Below are 26,550 nucleotides of genomic sequence, written 5' to 3' on the forward strand. Positions count from 1 at the left end.
CACGGCTGCGGCAGGCCCCTTTCTCATCAGGTGGTAAGGATGGTGGAACGGCGCTGAGAGAGCCACAGTCCCGCCAGGATGAGGACGATGGCACCCAGGGTGAAAAGGGTCACCGGCTCCCCCAGGATGAGGAAGGAGGCAGCCACGGTGATCACCGGCATCAGGTAGAGGTACACATTGGTGGCTACCGGGCCAATGAGGGCGGAGGCTTTGTTCCAGGCCAGAAAGCATAGGGCGGAGGCCACCACGCCCAGGTACACCGTATTGCCCAACATCACCGGTTGGGCAAACCGGGTCAGATCAAAGGTGATGCCGGTACCCAGGCAGAAGGGGAGGGTGAAAAGGACACCCCAGAAAAAAACCTTCCGGGTGACCAGCAGATCGTTGAGGCCCTGGCGCTGGGCGGACTCCAGACACAGACCGTAGACGCCCCAACTGATAGCGGAGCCCAGGGCCAACAGACAGCCGATGGGATTGAAGTCAAAGGATTCTCCCTCCGCCAGGGAGATGAGGGCGATGCCTGCCATAGCGAGAACAAAGCCCACAAAGAAGGAGGCTCCAGGCCGGGTGGTTCGACGGCAAAGCCACAGCAGCAGCGCGGTAAACATGGGCGCGGAGGAGACGATGAGCCCTACGGTGGAGGCCATGGAAAAGGTGAGGGCGTAATTCTCCAGCAGAGAGTAGAAGGTGAGCCCTGACAGGGCGGCCCCCAGGAAAGGCAGCTCAGATCGGAAACTGCGGGGCAGATGGGGCTTTGGCGCACAGAGAAAGAGGATGGCTCAGGCCAGCACAAAGCGGAAGATGAGGATCTCTACCGGATGGAAGGCATCCAAAAGCACCTTGGTGGAGATATAGGTGGTACCCCACACAATGGAGACAGCCAGGGCCAGCAGATGGCCAAAGGCGGGAGAACGGCTCAAAGTGGGCACGCTCCTTTCTGGTTTAATAGGAAAAAACACCCCGCCTGCTGACGCAGACGGGGCGAAAACTTTGATATGATCTTTACCTGCCAAGCAAAAATCACAGAATGCGGCGGGCAGCGATATACACGTTGGCGTAGTGGCCGGTCATCAGCTGATCGATCTGCACCTGATACTTGTTGGTAGAGGCGTGGATGAACTGGCCGTTGCCGATGTAGATGCCCACATGAGAGGCGGGGTAAGAGGTATTGTAACGGAAGAATACCAGATCGCCGGGCTGCAGCTCACTCTTGGATACCGCCACACCGTTGGACAGCTGGGTAGAAGCGGTGCGGTTCAGAGTGTAGCCGAAGTGGCGATATATGTAGCTGGTGAAGCCGGAGCAGTCAAAACTGTTGGGTCCGTTGCCGCCATAGACATAGGGCACACCCAGGAACTGCTTGGCGTAGCTGACGATCTGCTGGCCCATACTGCTGTCGGAAGCCACAGCCACGGCGGTGGTGCCGTCGCCGCGGGAACCGGCGGAGTCCTTGCAGGTCACCATATACTCGCTGCTGACATAGCCAACAGCACCGCTGGAGGTCTTGATCTTGTACCAGCCATTATTGATACCCACGATGGTGACAACCGCGTTGTCATTGAGGGTGGTCACCTTGCTGTAGGTGGTGCCAGGCCCGCTGCGCACGTTCAGGGTGGAGCCGCCGGTCTGAACCAGACCGTAACCGATGGTCACATCGGCCTGAGCGGAGACCGTCAGGTATTCGCCGGACATATAGCCTTCCACGGTGTTGTAGTCCACCTTGTACCAACCGTTGCCGGCGTCCTCCAGAATGACGACGGTGTCACCCTCGGAAGCAGTAGCCAGGATGGTGGAAGTGGTGTTGGCCTCGTTGCGAAGGCGAAGGGCGTCGGTATTGACGGTGCCCACGCCGCTGGCGGCGGAAGCGCCGATCATACAGACGGCGGAAACGGCGACGGTCAGGAGCGTGGTGCGCAGAAGCTTGGCAGGTGTTATCATTGGTAGAATTCCTCCGTTCTGATCGTTGGGTGGGTAGGAACTTATTTGCCGGACAGAGCCCGGTCCAGCCAGACGGAAGCCACGTCCATAGCGGCGTACAGGCTGTCTTTCTCGGTCTTCTTAACCACACGGTCCCGGCTCTTCAGGTCAGGGTCGGTGAGCTGAAGCTGAACGGATACCCGGGTGGCCATGTCCAGATCCTGATCCTTCTTCTGGTCCAGAACCTGAAGCATAATGATATATTTTTCGGCCATGCTGCCGTAATAGATCAGACTGTCTTTCCGGCGCAGCGGATGGCCCTTGTAAGTCAGAGGGATGCTTTGCGTAGCCATTTTGGCCTCCTTTTGGAAGTTGTTACTGCTTTTTAAAAACTGTAACCAAATTGTAACACATTGTTTCCAAGTCGTCAACCGCTTTTCCGGGATTTCTTGTTTTTTTCGCCCAAACCCTGAGGCAGACAGGGGGAAGAGACGTACAAATGCCGGATCAGCAGGACTGCTGTAAAGATGAGTCCGGCCAGTACCATCAGGCTCTCCAACAGCATGGTGAACATCTGACCACCCAGGGTGAGGATCAGGGTATATTTCATCCGCAGGTAGGTCAGATAGGCACTGAGGGAGGAGAGCTGGACCAGCACTGCCGGAGGCAGGCCCGTGGGACGGGTGCAGGCCCAGACCAGGGTGAGCACGTCAGCCAGGAAGTAATAGCGGTCGTGCATATAGGGGAGAAAGAAGGGCACGCCCAGCGTAAGCGTGATGCCGAAGAGCAGCAGAGCCCCATCGTCCAGCCGGTCCCGGAACAAGAAGGCCAGCACCAGCAGCAGCAAAACCAGGGCAAAGGCCGCCAGAATGCCCAAGCGGGCGCCGAAAGCCTCGTCAATTTGAGTGCCGTAGGGGACCATGGAGAAGATGGAGGCGCAGTTGTAGTTCAGTGCCCCTGCGCCCTCCTGCGTCTGGCCCACATAGACCCCCAGGATATCCCCCAGCGGTTTGCCCAGCAGCAGAGCAGGGATGCAGGTAACGGCATAGGCCAGGGGGAAGCACAACAGGTCCCGGAACCGGGTACGTCGGGCGATCCAAAGCACTGCCCACAGGGGGAGGATGAACACCGTCTGGAGTTTAAAGGAGAAGGCCACGCCCAGCAGGGCGGCGGAAGCTTTGGGACGGCCGCCTAGCCCATCTGCCAAGGCGTGGAGCGTCAGAGCACCGTACAGCGCGTCGCACTGGCCCCACAGGGAGCCGTTGAGCACCACAGTGGGCAGCAGCAGCAGGACGCAGAAGCATACCAGGGGACGGATGCTGTCTTTGCCGGTGAAGTGACGTACCAGCCGCAGGCCGCCCCAGGCCAGCAGAACATCAAACAGGATGGAGAAGAGCTTGATGAGGTACAGGTCGGGGACCGGCAGGTAGGAGATGGCGGCCAGGAAATAGAGGTAGGGTACATTATAGTTGCCGATGGGCAGCTTGATGGCAGCGAAGCTGCCGTTGTCCCGGAAGGTGGCCACCCACTGGGACAGGAAGATCTCGTAGTCATCTGCCGCATAGTCCAGCAGGATGGCCCGAAGGAAGAAGGCCAGGCCGATGGGCAGCAGCAGGGTACATAGCCGGTCCAGGGAGCAGCAAGAACGGTGGAGCAGCCACAGCGCCAGTACGGCCAGGGCGGTCAGCAGTACAAAGACGGCAGCTTTTGCCCCCGGACCGCCCCGGGACAGTTCAGAGATCGGAAACAGGGCAAAATACAGCAGCGCCAGACCGCCGGCACCGGCGAACAAAGAGAGAGGGGAGCATCGTTTCATCGTGATACCTCATTGTCGGTCGGATGGGACAGGGACAACGATAGAAAAAGGGGGCGCTGCATGGCTGCAACGCCCCCCAAAAACATTGGGATTAAAGATCCGCGCTGTCGGTCAGAATGGGCTCCTCAACAACGGGAGCGTCGTCAACGACTTCGGCAATCTCTTCGACGGCTTCGCCGCTCTGGGCGGTGCCCTCGTCGTCCATCTGGTCGTACTTGCGGTACATGGACAGGCCGGAGCCGGCAGGGATCAGCTTACCGATGATGACGTTCTCCTTCAGGCCCAGCAGGTGGTCCACCTTACCCTTGATAGCGGCCTCGGTAAGGACCTTGGTGGTCTCCTGGAAGGAGGCGGCGGACAGGAAGGAGTCGGTAGCCAGAGAGGCCTTGGTGATACCCATGAGCAGACGGGTGCAGGTGGGCAGCCGCAGCTCCATACCGTCGTTGGTCTCACCGGCGTCGATGCGGGCCTGAACAGCGGCCTTGGCATCCTCGAACTCGATGAGCTCGATGGTGGAGCCGGAGAGCAGGTCGGAGTCGCCGGCGTCCTCCACACGGACCTTCCGCATCATCTGGCGGCAGATAACCTCGATGTGCTTGTCGTTGATATCCACGCCCTGCTGACGGTAGGGCTTCTGCACTTCCTGGATCAGGTAGTCGTACACAGCGTGGATGCCCCGGACACGGAGCACGTCCTGAGGATAGAGGGCGCCTTCGGTGAGGGCGAAGCCCTTCTCCACGGTGTCGCCGTTCTTCACACGCAGGCCGGCATAGGGCAGCGTATAGGTGACGACCTCGCCGTCATCGGCGGTGATGGTCACATTGCACATGGAGTTGCGCTTGGCCTCCTCCAGAGTGACCTTGCCGCCCACCTCGGCCAGCTGAGCCATCTTCTTGGGCTTGCGGGATTCGAACAGCTCCTCAACACGGGGAAGACCCTGGGTGATATCGCCGCCGGCCACGCCGCCGGTGTGGAAGGTACGCATGGTCAGCTGGGTACCGGGCTCACCGATGGACTGAGCGGCGATGATACCAACGGCCTCGCCGGCGCCCACAGGCTCGCCGATAGCCAGGTTAATGCCGTAGCACTTGGAACATACGCCGCTGCGGGCACGGCAGGTGAGCACGGAGCGGATCTTGACCTGCTGGATGCCGTGAGCCTCCAGCAGCTTGGCATCGTCGGCAGTCATCATGGTGTGGTGGTCGATAAGCACCTCGCCGGTCTGAGGATCGCAGATGTCCTCCACCGGATAGCGGCCCTTCAGACGCTCGCCGAAGGTCTCGATGACCTGGCCGTTCTCCACGATCTCGCTGACCATGATGCCGTCGTCGGTGCCGCAGTCGTCCTCACGGATGATGACTTCCTGAGACACGTCCACCAGACGGCGGGTCAGATAGCCGGAGTCGGCGGTACGCAGAGCAGTATCGGCCATACCCTTTCGGGCGCCTCGGGAGGAGATGAAGTACTCCAGCACGGACAGGCCTTCACGGAAGTTGGACTTGATGGGGATCTCGATGGTGCGGCCGGAGGTGTCGGCCATCAGGCCGCGCATACCGGCCAGCTGACGGATCTGAGCGGAGCTACCACGGGCGCCGGAGTCTGCCATCATCCAGATGGGGTTATAGCGGTCCAGGCCGGCCATCAGGGCGTCGGTCACGTCCTTGGTGGTCTTTTCCCAGGCCTCAACCACCAGACGATACCGCTCGTCGTTGGTCAGGAAGCCGCGCTTGTACTGGCGCTCGATCTTCACGATCTCCTTCTCGGTGTTCTCGATGAGACCGTACTTCTTCTCGGGGATGGTCATGTCGTAGATGGACACGGTGAGGGAGCCGCGGGTGGAGAACTTGTAGCCCTTGGCCTTAATGGTGTCCAGCACGCCGGCGGACACGGTGAAGCCGTGCTTGACGATGCACTTGTCGATGATCTTGCCCAGCTGCTTCTTGCCGGTGACGAAGTTGATCTCGGGCTCAAACATCTGCTCGGGATCGGTGCGGTCCACAAAGCCCAGATCCTGAGGAATACCCTCGTTGAAGATCAGGCGGCCAACGGTGGTGCGCACCAGCTTGTAGCGGGTCTCGCCGTCCACCTCGGCGGAACGACGGACCAGGATGGGCACATGGAGCTCCAGCTCGCCCTCGTCGTAGGCCAGACGGGCCTCGATGTCGCTGCCGAAGACATGGAGCACCTCGCGGGGCAGCTGGCCGTCCTCGGTCTCGGCACAGATACCGGCGTAGGTGGGGATATCGTCCAGAGAGCCGGGGTTCTTGACCCACACCAGGTCGCCGGGATTCAGAGTGCCGGCGTCCAGAGCGGCCTTGACGGCGGCAACGTCGTCATAGGTCTCCTCGGCGGTGTGCTCGGCGTACTTCTCGTAGGTCAGGTAGTAGGAGCCCAGCACCATGTCCTGAGTAGGCACGGTGACGGGGCCGCCGTCCTGAGGACGCAGCAGGTTGTTGGCGGAGAGCATCAGCACCCGGGCCTCGGTCTGGGCCTCGGCGGACAGAGGCACATGGACGGCCATCTGGTCACCGTCGAAGTCAGCGTTGAAGGCGGTACACACCAGGGGGTGCAGCTTGATGGCGCGGCCTTCCACCAGCACGGGCTCGAAGGCCTGGATGCCCAGGCGGTGCAGGGTGGGGGCGCGGTTGAGCATAACGGGGTGGTCTTTGATGACGAACTCCAGAGCGTCCCAGACCTCGGCCTTGCCCTTGTCCACCATCTTCTTGGCGGACTTGATGTTGTTGGCCAGACCGTCCTCCACCAGCTTCTTCATGACAAAGGGGCGGAACAGCTCGATAGCCATCTCCTTGGGCAGACCGCACTGATAGATCTTCAGCTCGGGGCCAACCACGATAACGGAACGGCCGGAGTAGTCCACACGCTTGCCCAGCAGGTTCTGACGGAAGCGGCCCTGCTTACCCTTGAGCATATCAGACAGGGACTTGAGGGCGCGGTTGTTGGCGCCGGTAACGGCGCGGCCGCGGCGGCCGTTGTCGATGAGGGCGTCCACGGCCTCCTGCAGCATCCGCTTCTCGTTGCGGACAATGATGTCGGGGGCGTTGAGCTGGATCAGGCGCTTCAGACGGTTGTTGCGGTTGATGACCCGGCGGTACAGGTCGTTCAGGTCGGAGGTGGCGAACCGGCCGCCGTCCAGCTGCACCATGGGGCGCAGCTCGGGGGGAATGACAGGCAGCACGTCGATGATCATCCACTCGGGCTTGTTGCCGGAGATGCGGAAGGCGTCCACCACTTCCAGACGCTTGACGATGCGGGCCTTCTTCTGGCCGGAGGCGGCCTTCAGCTCGGCACGGAGCTGGGTGGAGAGCTCCTCCAGGTTGATGTCCTGGAGCAGCTTCTTCACGGCCTCGGCGCCCATGCCGGCCTCAAAGTCGTCCTCGTACTTCTCCCGCATATCGCGGTACTCCTTCTCGGAGAGGATCTGGTTCTTGGCCAGGGGGGAGAAGCCGGGATCGGTCACAATATAGCTGGCGAAATAGAGCACCTTCTCCAGGATGCGGGGGCTGATGTCCAGCAGCAGACCCATCCGGGAGGGGATACCCTTGAAATACCAGATGTGGGACACGGGGGCGGCCAGCTCAATGTGGCCCATGCGCTCACGGCGCACCTTGGCCCGGGTGACCTCCACGCCGCAGCGGTCACAGATCTTGCCCTTGTAGCGGATCTTCTTGTATTTGCCGCAGTGGCACTCCCAGTCCTTGGTGGGACCAAAGATGCGCTCGCAGAACAGGCCGTCCCGCTCAGGCTTCAGGGTGCGGTAGTTGATGGTCTCCGGCTTCTTGACCTCGCCATAGGACCACTCGCGGATCTGCTCCGGGGAGGCGATGCCAATCTTAATGGCGTCAAATTCAGCGTAACTCATGTTTCTGCTCGACCTCCCTTACTTATTCCATATCGTCATCATCGGAGTAATCGTCCTCCGAATCAGAAAAATCATCGCTGTCGTCGGCAACGGCCAGATCATCGTCGTCGCTGCCTTCCTTGAGGGTGTAGCCCGCGGCGGCAAAGTCGGACTCTCCGCCGGCGTTGTAGCCGTAGAAGTCGTCGTCATCGTCGCGGAACTTGCCGGGCTGGTAGGTATCCTCGTCGTCGTCCTTCAGCTCGATCTCGTTGCCCTGGTCGTCCAGCACCTTCATATCCAGGCACAGGGACTGCAGCTCCTTAACCAGAACCTTGAAGGACTCAGGCACGCCGGGCTTGGGCACGTTGTGGCCCTTGACGATAGACTCGTAGGTGCGCACACGGCCGGTGACGTCGTCGGACTTGACGGTGAGGATCTCCTGCAGGGTGTAGGCGGCGCCATAAGCCTCCAGGGCCCACACCTCCATTTCGCCGAAGCGCTGGCCGCCGAACTGGGCCTTGCCGCCCAGAGGCTGCTGGGTGACCAGGGAGTAGGGGCCGGTGGAACGGGCGTGGATCTTATCATCAACCAGGTGGTGCAGCTTGAGGAAGTAGACGTAGCCCACGGTGACGGGGTTGTCGAACCGCTCGCCGGTGCGGCCGTCGTACAGCCAGCTCTTGCCATCGGGGCGCAGACCGGCCATCTTCAGGGTCTCGGCGATGTCCTTCTCGTCGGCGCCATTGAAGACGGGGGTGGCCACCTTCCAGCCCAGGGTCTTGGCGGCGTAGCCCAGATGGACCTCCAGCACCTGACCGATGTTCATACGGGAAGGCACGCCCAGGGGGTTCAGCACGATGTCCAGAGGAGTGCCGTCGGGCAGGAAAGGCATATCCTCCTGGGGCAGGATGCGGGACACAACACCCTTGTTACCGTGACGGCCGGCCATCTTGTCGCCCACGGAGATCTTACGCTTCTGGGCGATATAGACGCGGACCACCATGTTAACGCCGGGGGAGAGCTCGTCGCCCGCCTCGCGGGTAAAGACCTTCACGTCCACGATGATGCCGCTCTCGCCGTGAGGCACCTTCAGGGAGGTGTCACGGACCTCGCGGGCCTTCTCACCGAAGATGGCGCGCAGCAGGCGCTCCTCGGCGGTGAGGTCGGTCTCGCCCTTGGGGGTGACCTTACCCACCAGAATGTCGCCGGCACGGACCTCGGCGCCTACGCGGATGATGCCGCGTTCGTCCAGATCCTTCAGGGCGTCGTCGCCCACATTGGGGATGTCCCGGGTGATTTCCTCGGGACCCAGCTTGGTGTCGCGGGACTCGGTCTCGTACTCCTCGATGTGGATGGAGGTGAATACGTCCTCCTTTACCATACGCTCGTTGAGCAGGATGGCGTCCTCGTAGTTGTAACCTTCCCAGGTCATAAAGCCCATGAGGATGTTCTTACCCAGGGCGATCTCGCCGTTGGAGGTGGAGGGGCCGTCCACGATAACCTCGCCCTTCTCCACCCGCTGGCCGGCGTTGACAATGGGACGCTGGTTGATGCAGGTGCCGTGGTTGGAGCGCAGGTACTTGGTCAGCTTGTACTCCTCCACCCGGCCGCTGTCATAGCGGACGGTGACGTACTGAGCAGACACCTTGGCGACCACGCCGTCCTCCTCGGCCAGAATGGCGACCTCAGAGTCGATGCAGTTCTTGTGCTCCTGACCGGTGGCCACGATGGGGGCCTGGGTGGTCAGCAGAGGCACGGCCTGACGCTGCATATTGGCGCCCATCAGAGCACGGTTGGCGTCGTCGTTCTCCAGGAAGGGGATCATGGCGGTAGCGATGGAGAACATCATCTTGGGGGACACGTCCATGTAGTCCACCTGATCCCGGTCCACATCGATGATCTCGTTGCGGTGACGGCAGGTGATACGGGCGTTCTTCAGACAGCCGTTCTCGTCCAGAGGCTCGGTGGCCTGGGCGATGGTGAACTCGTCCTCCATATCGGCGGTCATATACTCCACCTGGTCGGTGACCTTGCCGGTGGCCTTATCCACCTTGCGGTAGGGAGCCTCGATGAAGCCGTAGCGGTTGATACGGGCATAGGAGGCCAGATAGGAGATCAGACCGATGTTGGGACCTTCGGGGGTCTCAATGGGGCACAGACGGCCGTAGTGGGAGTAGTGAACGTCTCGCACATCGAAGGAGGCACGGTCACGGGACAGACCGCCGGGGCCCAGGGCGGACATACGGCGCTTGTGGGTCAGCTCGGCCAGGGGGTTGGTCTGGTCCATGAACTGGCTCAGGGGGGAGGAGCCGAAGAATTCCTTGATCGCGGCGGTAACGGGGCGGATGTTGATCAGGGACTGGGGAGTGACGATGTCCAGGTCCTGAATGGTCATGCGCTCCCGAATGACGCGCTCCATGCGGGAGAAGCCGATGCGGAACTGGTTCTGCAGCAGCTCGCCCACGCAGCGCAGACGACGGTTGCCCAGGTGGTCAATATCGTCTGCGTTGCCCACGCCATGGGCCAGGCAGTTGAGGTAATTGATGGACGCCATAATGTCGTCCACAATGATGTGCTTGGGAACCAGGTCATCGATGCGGTCCTTGACAGCCTCTTTCAGCTCCTCGCCGGAGTAGTTCTGCAGCAGCTCCTGCAGAACGGAGAAGCGGACCTTCTCGGTGACGCCGCACTGGGCGGGGTCAAAGTCCACAAAGCCGGCCATGTCCACCATGTTATTGGAGAACACCTTCAGCTGTACGCCGCCGTCCAGGTCCAGGATGGCCTCGTTGACGCCCTTGGCCTCCAGCTCACGGGCGCGCTCACGGGTGAGCACCTCGCCGGGCTCGGCCAGGATCTCGCCGGTGGTGGGATCAACCACGGGCATGGCCAGCTTCTGGCCGGACAGACGGGACCAGATGGCCAGCTTCTTGTTGAACTTGTAGCGGCCCACGGCGGACAGGTCGTACCGGCGGGGGTCGAAGAAGAGGGCGTTGAGCAGGCTCTCGGCGGAGTCCACCGTGGGAGGCTCGCCGGGGCGCAGCTTGCGGTAGATCTCCAGCAGGGCCTCCTCATAGGTCTTGCAGGCGTCCTTCTCCAGGGTGGCCACAATGCGGGGATCGTTGCCGAACAGCTCCAGAATCTCGGAGTCGGTCTTGGGACCCACGGCCCGGATCAGGCAGGTGATGGGCAGCTTGCGGTTCTTATCGATACGGACATAGAAGATGTCGCTGAGATCGGTCTCATACTCCAGCCAGGCGCCGCGGTAGGGGATGACGGTGGTGGCGTACACCACGTTGCCGGTCTTATCCTCGGTGCGGGCATAATAGATGCCGGGGGAACGGACGATCTGGGAGACGATGACGCGCTCGGCGCCGTTGATGACAAAGGTACCGGCCTTGGTCATCAGGGGGAAATCTCCCATGAAGATCTCCTGCTCCTTCATCTCGTCGGTCTCTTTGTTGCGCAGGCGCACCCAGACCTTGATAGGAGCGGCGTACGTGGCGTCCCGGGCCTTGCATTCCTCCACGTTGTACTTGGGAGGCTCATCCATGGAGTAGTCGATGAAGGAGAGCTCCAGATTGCCGGCGTAGTCGGTAATGGAGGCCACATCCTTAAAGACTTCACGCAGGCCTGTCTCCAGGAACCACTTGTAGGAGTTCTTCTGCACCTCCAGCAGGTTGGGCATTTCCAGGATCTCTTCATGGCGGGCGAAGCTTTTGCGGAGGGTCTTGCCGAAGTAGACGTCCTTGACCATCGTAGAAAAAACACCTCGATTTCATTGTCTGGAACCGCCGCCTCAGGGGGGCGATTCCGGCGAAGGTTGCTGCTTTCCGTCAAATCATACAAAAGGGGCGGTGGGGCACCGGACGCGAACGCCCGGGTGCGTGGATAAAAATATTCTGATATCCTCTTGCGCTTTCCGCCCTGCTGTGTTAAACTGACCACACAGTGGAGCAGAATGTTCTGACGCAATCGGAAGTTAAGAGCGTTTTAGTATACCATGAAATCATAGGAAAAGTCAACGGCTGTTTGGTGAAAATCTGGAGAAATCCAGATTTTTTTCATGTCTGCGGCAGGATGGAGGAGAGCAGGATGCAGGACAGAGAGGTGGCGGAACAGATCGCGGATGTGATCCGCCTGTGTGAGGACACGGACGGACTGCTCATCGCCAACCGGGACGGTATAGTGGAGTTTCAGCGGATTTTTCTGGACAACTACTGGCGTTCCGGTGAGACGGTGGGGCTGCATATCTTTGAATTGTATCCTGAACTGGACGAGGAGAGCAGCACCATCATCCAGGCAATGAGAACCGGAAAGCCTTCTTATAATGTATTGCAGGACATCAATAACCGCCGGGGCGAGCGGGTGCTGCTGGAGTCCACCACCATCCCCATCGTGGTGGACGGACAGGTGGCGTGCGTCATTGACTCCTCCAAGTTCCACTCCATCGATCAGCGGGTTATCCGGGGGGAGGGAGGCATTTCCACCCTGGACCGCATCATCACCCAGGACCCGGCTATGCTGGCCCTGAAGAAACGCATCCGGGACGTGGCGCCCCTGGATTCCTCCGTGCTCATTTACGGCGAGACGGGTACCGGCAAGGAACTGGTGGCCGAGTCCCTCCACAGCGAGGGGCGGCGCTCCGGCAGGCCCTTTGTCTCCCAGAACTGTGCGGCCATTCCGGCCAATTTGCTGGAGAGCCTGTTCTTCGGTACCGAAAAGGGCTGCTATACCGGCGCCCTGACCCGGAAGGGCCTGCTGGAGGAGGCTGACGGCGGCACTCTGTTTCTGGACGAGATCAACTCTATGGAGACCGGCCTCCAGGCTAAACTGTTGAAGGTATTGGAGGAGAAAAAGGTCCGCCGCCTGGGCGGCAGCCGGGACATCCCCTTTGACGTGCGTATTGTGGCAGCGGTGAATGAGGAGCCTGCCAAGCTGATCCGGGAACACCGGCTGCGGGAGGACCTGTACTATCGCCTGGGCGTGGTGCGGATCACCCTGCCGCCCCTGCGGAAGCGGGTTGGAGATATCCCTCTGCTCATCCGCTATTTTATCGACCAGTACAACCGGAAAATGAAGCGCAGCATCCAGGGAGTCAGTGCTCAGGCGTTACGCCGGCTGGAACGGTATAGCTGGCCCGGAAACGTGCGGGAGCTGCAGAATGTCATCGAGGGAGCCTTTGCCTCCGCCCGCTCCGAGCTGCTGGTGCTGGACCACATGGAGGACGCACTGGAGCAGCAGGAGGAGCCGGCAGCGGAACAGGTCCAGCAGGTCCGGGAAGAGGAGATCGGGCCGGGCTTTTCACTGACCAAGGCGCTGGAACAGTATGAAAGGGAGCTGCTGCACAAGGCTATGGAACAATCCTCCTCCATCTCGCAGGCTGCCCGTCTGCTGGGCCTGTCCAGACAGAACCTGAAATATAAACTGCAAAAATATAACCTGTAAAAAATTTTGCATCCGCAAAAAATTTTGCCTGCAATAAGGGAGACTCTTCCCATAAAGCGCAGCAAGGACCGCCCCGTTTGTCGGCGGAAAGAGGAGCAGAAGCCCTTCTTTCTGCATGAAAAGACAAATAGGGCGGTCTTTTTGTACTCTGACCTCCGGTTGGCACGGAATTTGCTCCTTGTGAAAGAGGAAACAGACTGAATGGGAAGAAAGGAAGATCGATATGCGAACCCTTCGCTATAACGGAACGATTCTTTCGATGGATCAGACCATAAGCCGATATGAGGCCATTGGTGTTCAAGATGGGAAAATTGTGTTTTTGGGGACAAATCAGGAGGCGCTGACCCAGCGATGGGATGAGAAAAAGGACCTTAACGGCGCCTGTGTGCTGCCTGGCTTTAACGATACCCATATGCACCTGCTCCACTACGCCATGTTCCGCCGGAATGTGCCTCTGCTGGGCGTTAAAAACATCGATGAAGTGGTGGCGCGCTGTAAGGCCCGGATTGAGACGGAGCATCCCGGTTATCTCATCGGCATGGGCTGGAACCAGGAGACCATGGAAGAGGGCCGACTGCTGACAAAAGAGGATATGGATCGCATCTCCACCGACATCCCGGTGTGTATGCTGCGGACCTGCATCCATATTGCCGCCTGCAATACGGTGATGCTGGAGAAGATTCGTGCCCTGAAAAATGTGGAGCCTGAGGTGATGGCTCTGGTGGATTTTGAACACGGTATCCTGCGGGAGAATGCCGCTCGACTTTATATGGATGTGCTGCCCCAGGCGGACGACGCCTATGTGCGCCAGCTGATCCGGGAGGGGCAGAAGGAGCTGAATGCCGCCGGCATCACCTGCATCCACTCCGACGATCTGATGGCCATCGCCGGTATGGACCCCATCCGGCTCATCGGTGTTTTCCGGGAGATGGAGGCCGACGGGGAACTGACCGTGCGGGTGTATGAGCAGTGCCTGGTGGAGCCGGAGGACTTTGAACGGCTCAAGGGCGTGCGCAGCGACCCGGCGGACCGAACCAGCCTCTTCCGGACCGGCCCCCGGAAACTGCTCCAGGACGGCTCTCTGGGCGCCAAATCCGCCGAGATGATTGACGGATATGTGGATGACCGGGACAACCACGGTATTCCGATCTATACAGAAGAGGAGCTGTGCCGCCGCATCCAGGCGGCTCACGATATCCACATGGACGCAGCGGTCCATGCCATCGGCGACCTGGCCCTGAAAAAGGTGTGTGACGCCATGGAGAAAGCGGAGCAGGCCAATCCCTGGACGGATCACCGCCACGGTATCGTCCACGCCCAGACCACCACCCCCGCCCTGCTGGAGCGGATGAAGGAACTGGGTCTACAGGCCTATATCCAGCCCATCTTCATCGACGCCGACATGAACATCATTGCCGAGCGGGTGGGGGAGGAACACGCCAGAGACTGCTACAACTGGAAGGCCATGCTGGACCTGGGCCTGCACGTCAGCGGCGGTTCCGACTGCCCGGTGGAGCCCTTCAACGTGCTGGATAATATGCGCGCCGCCGTCACCCGGCAGAACCGGGCTGGTACCAAGACCTATCTGCCCGAGCAGGCTCTCACCGTGGAGCGGGCCATTCGGCTCTTTACCTCGGATGCCGCCTGGCCCAGCCGGGACGAGGGGGTGCGGGGTACCCTGGAGGTGGGCAAGCAGGCCGACCTGGTGGTGTTGGATCAGGATCTGTTTGAGGTCCAGCCCAGCCGGTTCCCCCAGGTGAAGGTACTGGAGACCGTGCTCAACGGTGTCACAGTCTATCAGGCGTAACGCGGTGCTCCGCGTGGACCATAGAAAGGAGAGCTCCCTATGAACGAGATGCTGGAAAAGGCCCGTGCCATCGAGGCGCAGATCATCGCCGACCGGCGCTGTCTGCATCAGATCCCCGAAGTGGGTGTCTATACCCCCAAAACGGCGGAGTATGTGAAAAAACGGCTGGACGAGATGGGCATACCCCATCATGATTGCGGAATCCATACCCAGGAGGAGCGGGAGAAGATGGTGTTTGCCGGTTATCCCGACGCGCCTGAATCCACCGGTGTGGTGGGCCTGATCGGTAAGGGCGGCCCCTGTATCCTGCTGCGGGCTGATATGGATGGCCTGCCCATGGAGGAGACCACCGGCCTGGACTTTGCTTCCAAGGGCAACACCGCCCATATGTGTGGTCACGACGCCCACGCCGCCATGCTGCTGGGCGCCGCCCAGATCCTGAAGGATATGGAGGACCAGCTGCCCGGTACCGTGAAGCTGATGTTCCAGCCCGGTGAGGAGATGGGCTACGGTTCCCGCACCATGGTGGACGACGGCCTGCTGGAGAACCCCAAGGTGGACGCCGCCATGGCCCTCCATGTGGGCTCCCAGGTGGAAGTCGGCAAGCTGAACTACTCTCCCGGCGTGGCCTCCGGAGCCATGGCCACCTTTATTGTCAGCATCCAGGGCAAGGGCGGCCACTCCTCCGAGCCCCAAAAGACCATCGACCCGGTGAACATTGCCACTCAGGTGTGCTCCGCCCTCAATATGCTCATTCCCCGGGAGGTGGACCCGGAGGCCTTTGCCACCATGACGGTAGGCGCCCTCAACGGCGGCCGGGCCTCCAACATCATCCCTGATACTGCGGAGATCATGGTGTCCTTCCGCACCCTCAGCCCGGAGGCCTACGACCATCTGATTGAGCGCATTCCTGAGATCCTGGAACACTACATCAAGGCCTGGCGGGGCACCTATGAGGTGCGGGTACTTAAGACCCCCAGCACCGTGTGCGACCCCAACTTCTCCGCGGAGATCGTTCCCTTTGCCGCCGAGATCCTGGGCGCGGAGAATGTAAAGCCGGTTCCCCCCATGAAGGGGGCTGAAGACTTCGGCCATGTGACCCGCCATGTGCCCGGATTCTATGCCTTTATGGGGGCGGGCTCTCCTGACGGCTATCCGCTGCATAACCCCAACATGGTACTGGATGAGAGCGCCTTTGCTCTGGGCACCGCCATCCTGGCCAACTGCGCCGTGGAGTGGCTGAAAAAGAAGACCCAGGGTTGAACGGAGCAGTGCTGCGAGAGAACAGCAAGACAAGAGGAGGATAATATGTTATGGGAAACACATTAAATAAGAAGAGGGGCTTCAGTATGCCCCATGTGTACATCGTCATTCTGATCCTGATGCTTATCATCACCGCGCTGACTTACATCGTCCCTGCCGGTTCCTACGTCCGGGACGCCAGCGGTACGGTGGACCCCAACAGCTTCAGTTTTGTGGAACAGACCCCGGTGGGCTTTTTGCAGTTCTTCACTGCCCTCCACCAGGGCTTTGTGGAGAGCGCCAGCATCATTGGAGCCGTACTGCTCATCAGCGGCTGTATCCAGATCATCAATAAGACCGGCGCCTTTTCCGCCGGTATTCAGTCCCTGATCCGGATCAGCGGCCGGGGCGGACTGGTCATGGTGATCATCTTCTTTACCCTCTTTACCGCCCTGGGCGTCATCGGTTATCTGGATGCCCTCTATCCCTTCTATCCGATCATTATCTCGCTGTTTATCACTTTGGGCTATGACAAGATGGTGGGTACCGCCATCATCCTGCTCTCCACCGCTGTAGGCTTTACCTGCGGCATGGTCAACCCCTACACCACCGGCGTAGCCCAGACCCTGGTGGGACTGCCCATGTACTCCGGCATTGCGTTCCGGGCAGTGGGCCTGGCGGTCTTTTTCGTCATTGCTCTGTTCTTCCTGCTCCGCTACTGCATCAAGATCAAGAAGGACCCCAAAAACAGCATTATGGGCGAGAACTACCTCCAGGAGCAGACTGCCCCCATGGAGTTTGAGGCGGGCCTGAAGTTTACCAAGGGCCGGATTGTTATCATCCTGGCCTTCCTGGCCACCATTGTGTTCTCCGTGGTGGGTTCTCTCCTGTGGATGTGGGGCCTGCCTGAGATTACCGCCTGCTATTTCCCGGTCACCATCCTGGGCATCATCCTGTCCCGCATAGATCTGACCGAGGCCTGCACCGAGTTCGGCAAGGGCATGGCTGGCGTCATTGCTCCCACCATGGTCATCGGCTTCAGCCGGGCCGTGTCTGTCCTGCTCACTGAGGGCAACATCACCGACACGATTATCCATGGTGTCTCCGGCCTGCTGGAGGGCAAGAGCCCCGTCATTACCCTGCTGATCATCTACGCCTTTGTCACCCTCTTTAACTTCTTTGTCTCCTCCGGCAGCGGCAAGGCTGTGGTCATGATGCCTATTCTCCAGCCCCTGGGTCAGGTGCTGGGTATCAACCAGCAGGTGATGGTACTGGCTTACCAGTACGGTGATGGATTCACCAACACTTTCTGGCCTACCGCCTCTCTGCTTCAGCTCTCCCTGTGCGGCATGGATTACGGCCACTGGTTCAAGTTTGCCTGGAAGATCTATGCCTGTCTGATTACCGCCGGCTTTATCCTGGTGGTGGTTGCAAATCAGATCGGCTACGGGCCCTTCTGAGTTTTCCTGAGACGTCCGGAAAAGGGGCGGCGCACCGGCCGGTGCGCCGCCCCTCGGCATTCCGACGGGAAACGCCCCGAAACTGTTGGAAAATCCAGTGATTTTCTGATTGACTTACATTTTGGGGTATGATATAATCCGGAATTGCGCAGGTGTGCCTGCCGATGGGGAAAAGACGGTAAAACGACCGCCAATCTCCGTGATTTCAAGGAACGGGAGGCTTACCGATGCTCACCCAACTCAAGCAGGGCGCCAGGGTGGCCGGGGTCAAGCAGACCAGAAGGGCCATCGAGGACGGCAGGGCCGCCCGCGTCTTCCTGGCGGAGGATGCCGATCCACGGGTCACCGGCCCGGTGGAGGCGCTGTGCGCCGAAAAGGGCGTGCCGGTGGAAAAGGTGGCGCAGATGAAGGAACTGGGTTCCGTCTGCGGCATCGCCGTGGGCAGCGCCGTAGCCGCGCTGCTGCACTGATTTTGGTTTTAACGGTATAATTTTTGATTATTCCGTTAAAATATATTTCTCAGAAACAAAGAAAGGAGGAAAACCATGCCTACGTTTAACCAGCTCGTTCGCAAGGGACGCGAGGCCGTGACCTACAAGTCCAATTCTCCTGCTATGCAGAAGGGCCTGAACACCCTGAAGAACCGCGAGACCGACCTGCCTTCTCCCCAGAAGAGAGGTGTGTGCACCGCTGTTCGTACCTCCACCCCGAAGAAGCCTAACTCCGCTCTCCGTAAGATCGCCCGTGTGCGTCTGACCAACGGCTACGAAGTGACCGCTTATATTCCCGGTGTTGGCCACAACCTGCAGGAGCACTCCGTGGTCATGATCCGCGGCGGCCGTGTTAAGGACCTGCCCGGCGTTCGTTACCACATCATCCGCGGCACTCTGGATGCTCAGGGCGTTGCCAACCGTATGCAGGGCCGTTCCAAGTACGGCGCCAAGCGGCCCAAGGCCGGCAAGAAGTAATTATAACGATTACTTCCAACCACGCTGCAAGCTTGCAGCAACATGAAATGAACTAATGCGCAATCGCGCAAGGCAGTTGTCCTTGCAGAGGCGCTTCCTATACAATAGGGGCGTTTTCCTGTGAGGCACTGGACAAGCAGGCACTTGTCTTACACGGGGGCGTTTGAAACGCCTTCGAGTACCTATGAAATCATACTATGAAGGAGGGAAGCAAAGTGCCCAGAAGAGGAAACGTACCCAAGCGGGAGGTTCTGCCCGATCCTATCTACAATTCCGTCCTGGTGACCAAGCTGGTCAACAGCATCATGCTGGACGGTAAGAAGGGCGTGGCCCAGAAGGTGGTCTACGGAGCTTTCGATATCATCAAGGAGAAGACCGATAAGGATCCCCTGGACGTGTTCACCACCGCTCTGGAGAACATCATGCCGTCCCTGGAGGTCAAGGCCCGCCGCGTGGGCGGCGCCACCTACCAGGTGCCCATCGAGGTTCGGCCCGAGCGCCGTCAGACCCTGGGTCTGCGGTGGCTCACCAACTACTCCCGCAGCCGCAGCGAGAAGACCATGAAGGAGCGTCTGGCCGGCGAGATCATGGATGCCTCCAACAACCTTGGCTCCGCAGTCAAGAAGCGTGAGGACACCCACAAGATGGCCGAGTCCAACAAGGCGTTCGCTCACTATCGCTGGTAAGGAGTTAGAGTATGCCTAGGAAAGTTACCTTAGAGAATACCAGAAATATCGGCATCATGGCTCACATCGATGCCGGTAAGACCACTACCACCGAGCGCATCCTCTACTACACCGGTGTTAACTACAAGATCGGTGAGACCCATGATGGTACCGCCACCATGGACTGGATGGCTCAGGAGCAGGAGCGCGGCATCACCATCACTTCCGCTGCTACCACCTGTTACTGGAAGGGGTCTAAGAACCAGTTCCCCCAGACCCGTATCAACATCATCGACACCCCGGGCCACGTGGACTTCACCGTAGAGGTGGAGCGCTCCCTGCGCGTGCTGGACGGTTCCGTGACCGTCATGTGCGCCAAGGGCGGCGTTGAGCCTCAGTCCGAGACCGTGTGGCGTCAGGCCGACCACTACAAGGTCCCCCGCATGATCTACGTCAACAAGATGGACATCATGGGCGCTGACTTCTACAACGTGCTCCGCATGATCCACGACCGCCTGAAGTGTAACGCCGTGCCCATCCAGCTCCCCATTGGCTCCGAGGATACCTTCAAGGGCATCATCGACCTGGTGGAGATGGACGCCGACATCTACTACGATGAGCTGGGCAAGGATATGCGCGTGGAGGAGATCCCCGCCGACATGATGGAGCTGGCTCAGGAGTACCGCACCAAGCTGGTGGACGCCTGCGCCGACATCGATGACGAGATCATGGAGCTGGCCCTGGAGGAGAAGCCCATCCCCGAGGATATGCTGCGCCGCGCTCTGCGTAAGGGTACCATCGAGAACCTGCTGGTTCCCGTGACCTGCGGTACCTCTTACCGCAACAAGGGCGTGCAGAAGCTGCTGGATGCCATCGTGGACTTCATGCCCTCTCCTCTGGACATCCCCGCCATCAAGGGCACCAACCCCGAGACCGACGAAGAGGACGAGCGTCCCGCCGACGACAACGCCCCCTTCTCCGCTCTGGCGTTCAAGATCATGACCGACCCCTATGTGGGCCGTCTGTCCTTCTTCCGTGTGTACTCCGGTAAGCTGTCTACTGGCTCTTCCGTGCTCAACAGCACCAAGAACCAGAAGGAGCGTATGGGCCGCATCCTGCAGATGCACGCCAACCACCGTGAGGACATCGAGGAAGTTTTCTCCGGCGATATCGCCGCCGCCGTGGGCCTGAAGAACACCACCACCGGCGACACCCTGTGCGATGAGAAGGCTCCCATCATCCTGGAGTCCATGGAGTTCCCCGATCCCGTGATCCGCGTGGCCATCGAGCCCAAGACCAAGGCTGGTCAGGAGAAGATGGGCCTGGCGCTGGTGAAGCTGGCTGAAGAGGACCCCACCTTCCGTACCTGGACTGACGAGGAGACTGGTCAGACCATCATCGCCGGCATGGGCGAGCTCCACCTGGAGATCATCGTGGACCGTCTGCTCCGCGAGTTCAAGGTGGAGGCCAACGTTGGCGCTCCCCAGGTCGCCTACAAGGAGACCATCAAGAAGTCTGTCGAGCAGGACACCAAGTATGCCCGTCAGTCCGGCGGTAAGGGCCAGTACGGTCACGTCCGCATCACCATCGAGCCCAACGAGCCCGGCAAGGGCTATGAGTTCCTCAACGAGATCACCGGCGGCGTCATCCCCAAGGAGTATATCCCCGCGGTCGACGCCGGTATCCAGGGCGCCATGCAGGCGGGTATCCTGGCCGGTTATCCCGTGGTGGACGTGAAGGTCCACCTGACCTTCGGTTCTTACCACGAGGTCGACTCCTCTGAAATGGCGTTTAAGATCGCCGGCTCCATGGCCTTCAAGGAGGCCATGCGCAAGGCCAACCCGGTCCTGCTGGAGCCCGTGATGAAGGTCTCCGTCATCGTGCCCGACGAGTATCTGGGCAACGTCATCGGCGACCTGACCAGCCGCCGCGGCATGATCCAGGGCCAGGAGAGCCGTCCCGGCGCCACTCAGGTGGACGCTCTGGTGCCTCTGGCCAGTATGTTCGGCTACGCCACTGACCTGCGTTCCTCCACTCAGGGCCGCGGCCAGTACTCCATGGAGCCCCACAGCTATGTGGAGATTCCCAAGAGCATTGCCGACAAGATCATTGCCGAGCGGGGCCGCAAGGACGACTAATTTTCGTTCCGAGCCAATTCCCGCAACAAAGGTATTGCTTTTTATTCTGCAATGCTATACAATATTTTCGCATTTATGTGGAAATGACCCTATCCCAACTTGAGTAATTAAGGAGGACACTTAAAATGGCTAAGGCTAAATTTGAGCGTACCAAGCCCCATGTCAACATTGGCACCATCGGCCACGTTGACCACGGCAAGACCACTCTGACCGCTGCTATCACCAAGTATCTGGCTCTGAAGGGTCAGGCCCAGTACGAGGACTACTCCAGCATCGATAAGGCTCCCGAGGAGCGCGAGCGCGGCATCACCATCAACACTGCCCACGTGGAGTACGAGACCGACAAGCGTCACTATGCCCACGTTGACTGCCCGGGCCACGCCGACTATATCAAGAACATGATCACCGGCGCTGCTCAGATGGACGGTGCTATCCTGGTTATCGCCGCCACCGACGGCCCCATGGCTCAGACCCGTGAGCACATCCTGCTGGCCCGTCAGGTGGGCGTGCCCGCCATCGTGGTCTTCCTGAACAAGTGCGATCAGGTTGACGACGAGGAGCTGCTGGAGCTGGTGGAGATGGAGGTCCGCGAGGTCCTGTCCAAGTACGAGTTCCCCGGCGACGATCTGCCCATCATCAAGGGTTCCGCTCTGAACGCTCTGACCTGCGAGTCCGGCAACCCCGACGATCCCGACTTCGCCTGCATCAAGGAGCTGATGGACGCTGTCGACGATTATATCCCCACTCCCGCCCGTAACGACGACCTGCCCTTCCTGATGCCCGTCGAGGACGTGTTCACCATCACTGGCCGTGGTACCGTTGCTACCGGCCGTGTGGAGCGTGGCGTCATCAAGATGAACGAGGAAGTCGAGATCGTTGGCCTGACCGACGAGAAGAAGAAGACCGTCGTCACCGGCATCGAGATGTTCCGCAAGCTGCTGGACTACGCTGAGGCTGGCGACAACATCGGCACCCTGCTGCGCGGCGTTGCCAAGACCGACATCGAGCGTGGCCAGGTTCTGTGTAAGCCCGGCTCCATTCACCCCCACACCAAGTTCGTGGGCCAGGTGTACGTCCTGAGCAAGGACGAGGGCGGCCGTCACACCCCCTTCTTCAACAACTATCGTCCTCAGTTCTACTTCCGTACCACCGACGTGACCGGCGTCATCACTCTGCCCGAGGGCACCGAGATGTGTATGCCTGGCGATAACGTCGACATGAAGGTCGAGCTGATCACCCCCATCGCCATCGAGAAGGGCCTGCGTTTCGCTATCCGTGAGGGTGGCCGCACCGTGGGTTCCGGCGTTGTTATCGACATCGAGGAATAATTCTCCTTTTGCAAGAAGACCTGCCGCAAGGCGGGTCTTCTGCATTTAAGAGACTGTCCGCCCGAAGGAAAAGCGCTGTTATCGACATCGAGGAGTAATTCTCCTTTTGCAAGAAGACCTGCCGCAAGGCAGGTCTTCTGCATTTTAGGAGGGTGTCCGCCCGAAGGAAAGCGTTATTGTCAACATTGAGGAGTCATTTGCTCCATTCAGAAGAGAGCCAGCGAAACGCTGGCTCTTTTCTTTTGGCAATCTTTTGAGGGGCTTGTCTGTGTGGAAAAGCTATGATAGAATAGCCGCAGAAAGGAAGTATGTCATGCTAACCAATATCACAAATATTTCTCCCGAAGAAGCCGAAGAGACGATTCAGACTGTAACCGGCTTTTTCAATGACCTGAATCTGCAGAAGATCATTACCATCATTCTGCTCTTTGTGGGCTGCATGGTGGTCATGAAAATCATCCTCCGTCTGACCGACCGGGCCTTCCTCCGTCTGGAGATGGAGAAGAGCCTCCATACCTTTATTCATGCCGCTCTGCGGGTCATTCTGTGGCTCATTACCGTGTGCATCGTGCTGGACTACATCGGCGTGCCTATGACCAGCCTGGTGGCGGTGTTGGGCGTGATCGGTTTGGCCGTATCCCTGGCCATTCAGGGGACCTTGTCCAATTTAGCGGGAGGCATTCAGGTGCTGGTGTCCAAGCCCTTCAAAGCGGGGGATTATGTGGAGGCCGGCGGCGTCAGCGGTACGGTAAAGGAAGTGGGCCTGGCCTATACCAAGCTGAGTACCATCGACAACAAGGTGATTTCGGTACCCAACGGCCAGATCTCCGCTGAAAAGATCATCAACTATACCACGGCGGAGCAGCGGAGGGTGGACTTGAAGTTTACCACCTCCTATGACGATGCGCCAGAAAAGGTGATTGCCGCCATCAAGAGAGTCATCGGCGCCCATCCTAAGGCTCTGTTTACACCGGAACCCTTTGTCCGGGTGTCGGCTTATCTGGACAGCAGCATCGAGTACAGTGTCCGGGTATGGTGCGCTACCGCAGATTATTGGGATCTGTACTACGATCTGCTGGAACAGGTCAAAGCTGCCTTTGACGCCCAGGGCATTGAAATTCCCTACAACCATTTGAATGTGCATCTGATTCGGGAGCAACAACAGGGTGAGTGACAGCGGAAGAGAGTAAGCAGCGGGTGGCTTGCTTCATCTCTATGTGCCTACAAAAAATGGCCGCGAAAGCGGCCATTTTTTGTAGGGTGCCGATGGTTTTAAGCTGCTGCCTCATCTAGCCTGGCATCTCCAGCCCATGGATAAACCCGCCCAACTGAGGAGAAAGTACATCTCCGCCGATGACGGTATTCTTGTAAATCAGCAGTCCGGCCTGGATGCCGGTTTCCCCCGTAGGGTAATTGCTGATTTCATAGGTATACCGTTTAACTCGCTTGCCGCAATATTCGGTCAGATCGAAGCCCTGGGAGGATTGGAGCTCCAGGTATTGGGTGTAGCTGTCATCGAAGGACTCCGGAATGAGCAGTTCCTCTACAGCAGAGGGCTCTTGGGAGACCTGCCACCCATAGCTCTCCAGATATGCGATCCGATCCTCATTGGATTTGACGCCGGTGGGACTGACCACGCCGGAGACCGCCGTATCCCGGCCGCCCAAACCTGCCGCAGTCAGCAGGACCCCGCAGACTACCACAGCAGCGGCGGCCACAGCCAGTATAGGTCCTTTACGGACCCTGGCGGTAATAATAAACACAGCGCAACGCCCCTTTCCCAAAGTACTGATACTCAAAGAGTATGTGCCTATGGTGCCGGTTATGACGGAAAAGGGGAAAGCTGATGAGGAGGTACGTCATTGGAACGTCTGGACAAAATTTTGGCCAATACGGGCCGGTGGTCCCGGAAGGAAGTCCGGGAACTGGTGCGGGCTGGTCGAGTAACGGTAAATGGTGTCCCGGTTCATTCTCCGGAGGAAAAATGGGATCCCGCCGCCGAATTTGCTGTGGACGGTGTTTCCGTTTCCGGGGAGCGCATGGTCTATCTCATGCTCCATAAGCCGGCTGGATTGGTGTCCGCCACCGAGGACCCCAAACAGCCCACGGTACTGGAACTGCTGCCCGACCACCTAAAACGGGTGGGGCTGTTTCCGGCAGGTCGGCTGGACAAGGATACCGAGGGCCTGTTGCTGCTTACCAATGACGGTGTGCTTGCCCACCGGCTGCTGGCGCCCCGACGTCATGTGGATAAGACCTATTTTGTCCAGGTGGAAGGGCAGTTGGATGAGACGGATGTAGAGGCTTTTTCCACCGGCATGACTTTGGGAGACGGGCTGGTGTGTATGCCTGCCGGTCTGGAGGTGCTGGGGCAGCCTGATACTGCCATCGTCACTCTGCGGGAAGGAAAATATCACCAGATCAAGCGGATGCTGGCCAGCCGGGGCAAGCCGGTGCGCTACCTCAAACGCCTTACCATGGGCCCGCTGAAACTGGACCCTGCATTGAAGCGGGGGGAATGGAGACCTCTGACCGAGGAAGAGATGGCGGCATTGCGTCTGACAGCGGGAGTATGAGCGTAGGTTCTCCCCAGAGTTGGTAATTTTTTGCGTGTTTTAGTCAATATCACCAAAAAACTTTGAAAAAGCTATTGAAAAGAGCAAAAAGAACCGGTATAATAGTGACTGTTGAATGAACAGTTGCGTCAAGAACTGTCTGAAGAGGAAATAGGGCACTCAGCCCGTGTGTGTTGCGTGTAATAGACAGAGTATCCCAAAGTGGGGATTAATATAAGGAGGCATACAACCATGTCCAGCAGAATTTTCCAAAGCGTTGTCTTACAGATGAAAGACAGCACCGAACGGGCCATTGGCGTGATCGATTCTGAGGGAACGGTTGTGGCCTGCAACGAACTCAGCTGTATTGGGGAACACTGGCCTGGTGCAGTTGAGGCGGTAAACCGGGGCGAGGGAGACACCGTCCGCTTTGAGGGCCGTACCTTTAAGGCACTGGCCGGCTGGGGTTCCCAGTTTGACTATGCGGTCTTTGTCAAGGGTGAGGATGCCGAGGCTACTATGGTTTGTTCCATGGCTACGGTGGCCCTCAACGGCGCCAAGACCTATTATGAGGAGAAGCACGACAAGGCTACCTTTGTCAAGAATATTATTTCCGACAATATCCTTTTGGGTGATATCTATGTTCGGGCCAAGGAGCTGCACTTTGTCTCCGAGGCGCCCCGGGCGGTCTTCCTGATCCGTCAGGTGGAGACCACCGATCCGGCCCTCATTGACGTGGTCCACGCCCTGTTCCCCGACAAGCAGGTGGATTTCGTGCTCTCCATCAGCGAGACCGACGTGGCCCTCATCAAGCAGCTCAATGATGGGGCTGAGACCCGGGATCTGCACAAGATCGCCAAGCAGATCGAGGACAAGATCAACGAGGAACTCCATATCCGGGTGGTCATCGGCATTGGCACCATCGTGGGCCATATTCGGGAACTGGCCCGGGCCTACAAGGAGGCCGGTATTGCCATTGATGTGGGCCGGGTGTTCGACACCGAGAAGAGCATTATCAACTACGAGAATCTGGGTATCGGCCGGTTGATCTACCAGCTGCCCACCACTCTGTGCGAGATGTTCCTTCAGGAGGTCTTTAAGAAAAATCCCATCGACGCACTGGATCAGGAGACCCTGTTCACTATCAACAAGTTCTTTGAGAACAACCTGAACGTGTCTGAGACTGCCCGGAAGCTCTTCGTCCACCGGAATACCCTGGTATACCGCCTGGAGAAGATCAAGAAGCTCACCGGCCTGGACCTGCGGGAGTTTGACGATGCCATCACCTTCAAGGTGGCTCTGATGGTTAAGAAGTATCTGATTTCCCGCGGCATCGACAACTAAAAGAAACCA

20 protein-coding genes are annotated in these 26,550 nt (G+C 59.1%); 12 read left to right on the plus strand and 8 right to left on the minus strand.

Translation table 11 applies throughout. The features are described 5' to 3' along the window. Nucleotides 1-26: 26 nt before the first annotated feature. The 7 genes from B5G06_RS03620 to rpoB all read right to left on the minus strand — a co-directional run bounded on the left by B5G06_RS03620 (nucleotide 27) and on the right by rpoB (nucleotide 11,343). Complete coding sequence (locus B5G06_RS03620; RefSeq protein WP_343286350.1) at nucleotides 27-776, minus strand: DMT family transporter; 750 nt, start codon at nucleotides 774-776, stop codon at nucleotides 27-29. A gap of 3 nt (nucleotides 777-779) precedes the next feature. Continuing rightward, nucleotides 780-920 (minus strand): EamA family transporter, encoded by a 141-nt coding sequence (locus tag B5G06_RS13995; protein WP_158094662.1) that lies wholly within the window; start codon nucleotides 918-920, stop codon nucleotides 780-782. Nucleotides 921-1,020: 100 nt separating this feature from the next. After that, a complete protein-coding gene (locus B5G06_RS03625; protein ID WP_087187734.1) occupies nucleotides 1,021-1,938 on the minus strand; it encodes an SH3 domain-containing C40 family peptidase in 918 nt (305 codons plus the stop codon). A 41-nt stretch (nucleotides 1,939-1,979) separates the two neighbouring features. Further along, nucleotides 1,980-2,270: a hypothetical protein gene (locus tag B5G06_RS03630; RefSeq protein ID WP_087187735.1), complete on the minus strand. Its 291-nt coding sequence runs from the start codon at nucleotides 2,268-2,270 to the stop codon at nucleotides 1,980-1,982. Nucleotides 2,271-2,344: 74 nt separating this feature from the next. Next, on the minus strand, nucleotides 2,345-3,733 hold the full coding sequence (locus B5G06_RS03635; RefSeq protein ID WP_143382706.1) for a DUF2029 domain-containing protein: 1,389 nt from the start codon (nucleotides 3,731-3,733) through the stop codon (nucleotides 2,345-2,347). A gap of 91 nt (nucleotides 3,734-3,824) precedes the next feature. Continuing rightward, nucleotides 3,825-7,613: a DNA-directed RNA polymerase subunit beta' gene (gene rpoC / locus B5G06_RS03640; protein WP_087187736.1), complete on the minus strand. Its 3,789-nt coding sequence runs from the start codon at nucleotides 7,611-7,613 to the stop codon at nucleotides 3,825-3,827. 22 nt (nucleotides 7,614-7,635) lie between these two features. After that, nucleotides 7,636-11,343, minus strand: a complete 3,708-nt coding sequence (gene rpoB / locus B5G06_RS03645; protein WP_087187737.1) for a DNA-directed RNA polymerase subunit beta — start codon at nucleotides 11,341-11,343, stop codon at nucleotides 7,636-7,638. Nucleotides 11,344-11,681: 338 nt separating this feature from the next. On the opposite strand from rpoB, the gene B5G06_RS03650 reads away from it, so the two are divergent. The 10 genes from B5G06_RS03650 (at nucleotide 11,682) to B5G06_RS03695 (ending at nucleotide 23,816) form a co-directional block, all read left to right on the plus strand. Beyond that, nucleotides 11,682-13,034: a sigma-54 interaction domain-containing protein gene (locus tag B5G06_RS03650; protein ID WP_087187738.1), complete on the plus strand. Its 1,353-nt coding sequence runs from the start codon at nucleotides 11,682-11,684 to the stop codon at nucleotides 13,032-13,034. A 223-nt stretch (nucleotides 13,035-13,257) separates the two neighbouring features. Beyond that, nucleotides 13,258-14,841 (plus strand): amidohydrolase, encoded by a 1,584-nt coding sequence (locus B5G06_RS03655; RefSeq protein ID WP_087187739.1) that lies wholly within the window; start codon nucleotides 13,258-13,260, stop codon nucleotides 14,839-14,841. A 39-nt stretch (nucleotides 14,842-14,880) separates the two neighbouring features. Next, nucleotides 14,881-16,104, plus strand: a complete 1,224-nt coding sequence (locus tag B5G06_RS03660) for a M20 metallopeptidase family protein (protein ID WP_087187740.1) — start codon at nucleotides 14,881-14,883, stop codon at nucleotides 16,102-16,104. Nucleotides 16,105-16,154: 50 nt separating this feature from the next. After that, entirely contained in the window at nucleotides 16,155-17,543 is a 1,389-nt protein-coding gene (locus B5G06_RS03665; RefSeq protein ID WP_087187741.1) for a YfcC family protein, read from the plus strand. 227 nt (nucleotides 17,544-17,770) lie between these two features. After that, nucleotides 17,771-18,013 carry a ribosomal L7Ae/L30e/S12e/Gadd45 family protein gene (locus B5G06_RS03670; RefSeq protein WP_087187742.1) on the plus strand — a complete coding sequence of 81 codons (243 nt, stop codon included), beginning with the start codon at nucleotides 17,771-17,773 and terminating at the stop codon, nucleotides 18,011-18,013. A gap of 75 nt (nucleotides 18,014-18,088) precedes the next feature. Then, nucleotides 18,089-18,511, plus strand: coding sequence for a 30S ribosomal protein S12 (gene rpsL / locus B5G06_RS03675; RefSeq protein WP_087187743.1), 423 nt, complete (start codon nucleotides 18,089-18,091; stop codon nucleotides 18,509-18,511). A 215-nt stretch (nucleotides 18,512-18,726) separates the two neighbouring features. Next, on the plus strand, nucleotides 18,727-19,197 hold the full coding sequence (gene rpsG / locus B5G06_RS03680; protein WP_191435189.1) for a 30S ribosomal protein S7: 471 nt from the start codon (nucleotides 18,727-18,729) through the stop codon (nucleotides 19,195-19,197). A gap of 11 nt (nucleotides 19,198-19,208) precedes the next feature. Next, nucleotides 19,209-21,314 carry an elongation factor G gene (gene fusA / locus B5G06_RS03685; RefSeq protein ID WP_087187745.1) on the plus strand — a complete coding sequence of 702 codons (2,106 nt, stop codon included), beginning with the start codon at nucleotides 19,209-19,211 and terminating at the stop codon, nucleotides 21,312-21,314. Between the two features lie 125 nt (nucleotides 21,315-21,439). Continuing rightward, nucleotides 21,440-22,642 (plus strand): elongation factor Tu, encoded by a 1,203-nt coding sequence (tuf, locus tag B5G06_RS03690; protein ID WP_087187746.1) that lies wholly within the window; start codon nucleotides 21,440-21,442, stop codon nucleotides 22,640-22,642. Nucleotides 22,643-22,955: 313 nt separating this feature from the next. Then, on the plus strand, nucleotides 22,956-23,816 hold the full coding sequence (locus B5G06_RS03695; protein WP_087187747.1) for a mechanosensitive ion channel family protein: 861 nt from the start codon (nucleotides 22,956-22,958) through the stop codon (nucleotides 23,814-23,816). Nucleotides 23,817-23,931: 115 nt separating this feature from the next. On the opposite strand, the gene B5G06_RS03700 is transcribed toward B5G06_RS03695, so the two are convergent. Next, a complete protein-coding gene (locus B5G06_RS03700; protein ID WP_087187748.1) occupies nucleotides 23,932-24,405 on the minus strand; it encodes a DUF4830 domain-containing protein in 474 nt (157 codons plus the stop codon). Nucleotides 24,406-24,504: 99 nt separating this feature from the next. On the opposite strand from B5G06_RS03700, the gene B5G06_RS03705 reads away from it, so the two are divergent. Both B5G06_RS03705 and B5G06_RS03710 read left to right on the plus strand, forming a co-directional pair. Further along, nucleotides 24,505-25,218, plus strand: coding sequence for a pseudouridine synthase (locus B5G06_RS03705; protein WP_087187749.1), 714 nt, complete (start codon nucleotides 24,505-24,507; stop codon nucleotides 25,216-25,218). 231 nt (nucleotides 25,219-25,449) lie between these two features. After that, complete coding sequence (locus tag B5G06_RS03710; RefSeq protein ID WP_087187750.1) at nucleotides 25,450-26,541, plus strand: PucR family transcriptional regulator; 1,092 nt, start codon at nucleotides 25,450-25,452, stop codon at nucleotides 26,539-26,541. The last annotated feature ends 9 nt before the right edge of the window (nucleotides 26,542-26,550 follow it).

Source organism: Flavonifractor sp. An52, from assembly GCF_002159385.1.
Taxonomy (GTDB): Bacteria; Bacillota; Clostridia; order Oscillospirales; family Oscillospiraceae; genus Flavonifractor; species Flavonifractor avicola.

Bases quoted from the DNA above. Each gene is read 5' to 3' on its own strand.
- B5G06_RS03625 (WP_087187734.1), bottom strand. From the start codon at position 1,938: ATGATAACACCTGCCAAGCTTCTGCGCACCACGCTCCTGACCGTCGCC.
- B5G06_RS03630 (WP_087187735.1), bottom strand. From the start codon at position 2,270: ATGGCTACGCAAAGCATCCCTCTGACTTACAAGGGCCATCCGCTGCGC.
- B5G06_RS03635 (WP_143382706.1), bottom strand. From the start codon at position 3,733: ATGAAACGATGCTCCCCTCTCTCTTTGTTCGCCGGTGCCGGCGGTCTG.
- rpoC (WP_087187736.1), bottom strand. From the start codon at position 7,613: ATGAGTTACGCTGAATTTGACGCCATTAAGATTGGCATCGCCTCCCCG.
- rpoB (WP_087187737.1), bottom strand. From the start codon at position 11,343: ATGGTCAAGGACGTCTACTTCGGCAAGACCCTCCGCAAAAGCTTCGCC.
- B5G06_RS03650 (WP_087187738.1), top strand. From the start codon at position 11,682: ATGCAGGACAGAGAGGTGGCGGAACAGATCGCGGATGTGATCCGCCTG.
- B5G06_RS03655 (WP_087187739.1), top strand. From the start codon at position 13,258: ATGCGAACCCTTCGCTATAACGGAACGATTCTTTCGATGGATCAGACC.
- B5G06_RS03660 (WP_087187740.1), top strand. From the start codon at position 14,881: ATGAACGAGATGCTGGAAAAGGCCCGTGCCATCGAGGCGCAGATCATC.
- B5G06_RS03665 (WP_087187741.1), top strand. From the start codon at position 16,155: ATGGGAAACACATTAAATAAGAAGAGGGGCTTCAGTATGCCCCATGTG.
- B5G06_RS03670 (WP_087187742.1), top strand. From the start codon at position 17,771: ATGCTCACCCAACTCAAGCAGGGCGCCAGGGTGGCCGGGGTCAAGCAG.
- rpsL (WP_087187743.1), top strand. From the start codon at position 18,089: ATGCCTACGTTTAACCAGCTCGTTCGCAAGGGACGCGAGGCCGTGACC.
- fusA (WP_087187745.1), top strand. From the start codon at position 19,209: ATGCCTAGGAAAGTTACCTTAGAGAATACCAGAAATATCGGCATCATG.
- tuf (WP_087187746.1), top strand. From the start codon at position 21,440: ATGGCTAAGGCTAAATTTGAGCGTACCAAGCCCCATGTCAACATTGGC.
- B5G06_RS03695 (WP_087187747.1), top strand. From the start codon at position 22,956: ATGCTAACCAATATCACAAATATTTCTCCCGAAGAAGCCGAAGAGACG.
- B5G06_RS03710 (WP_087187750.1), top strand. From the start codon at position 25,450: ATGTCCAGCAGAATTTTCCAAAGCGTTGTCTTACAGATGAAAGACAGC.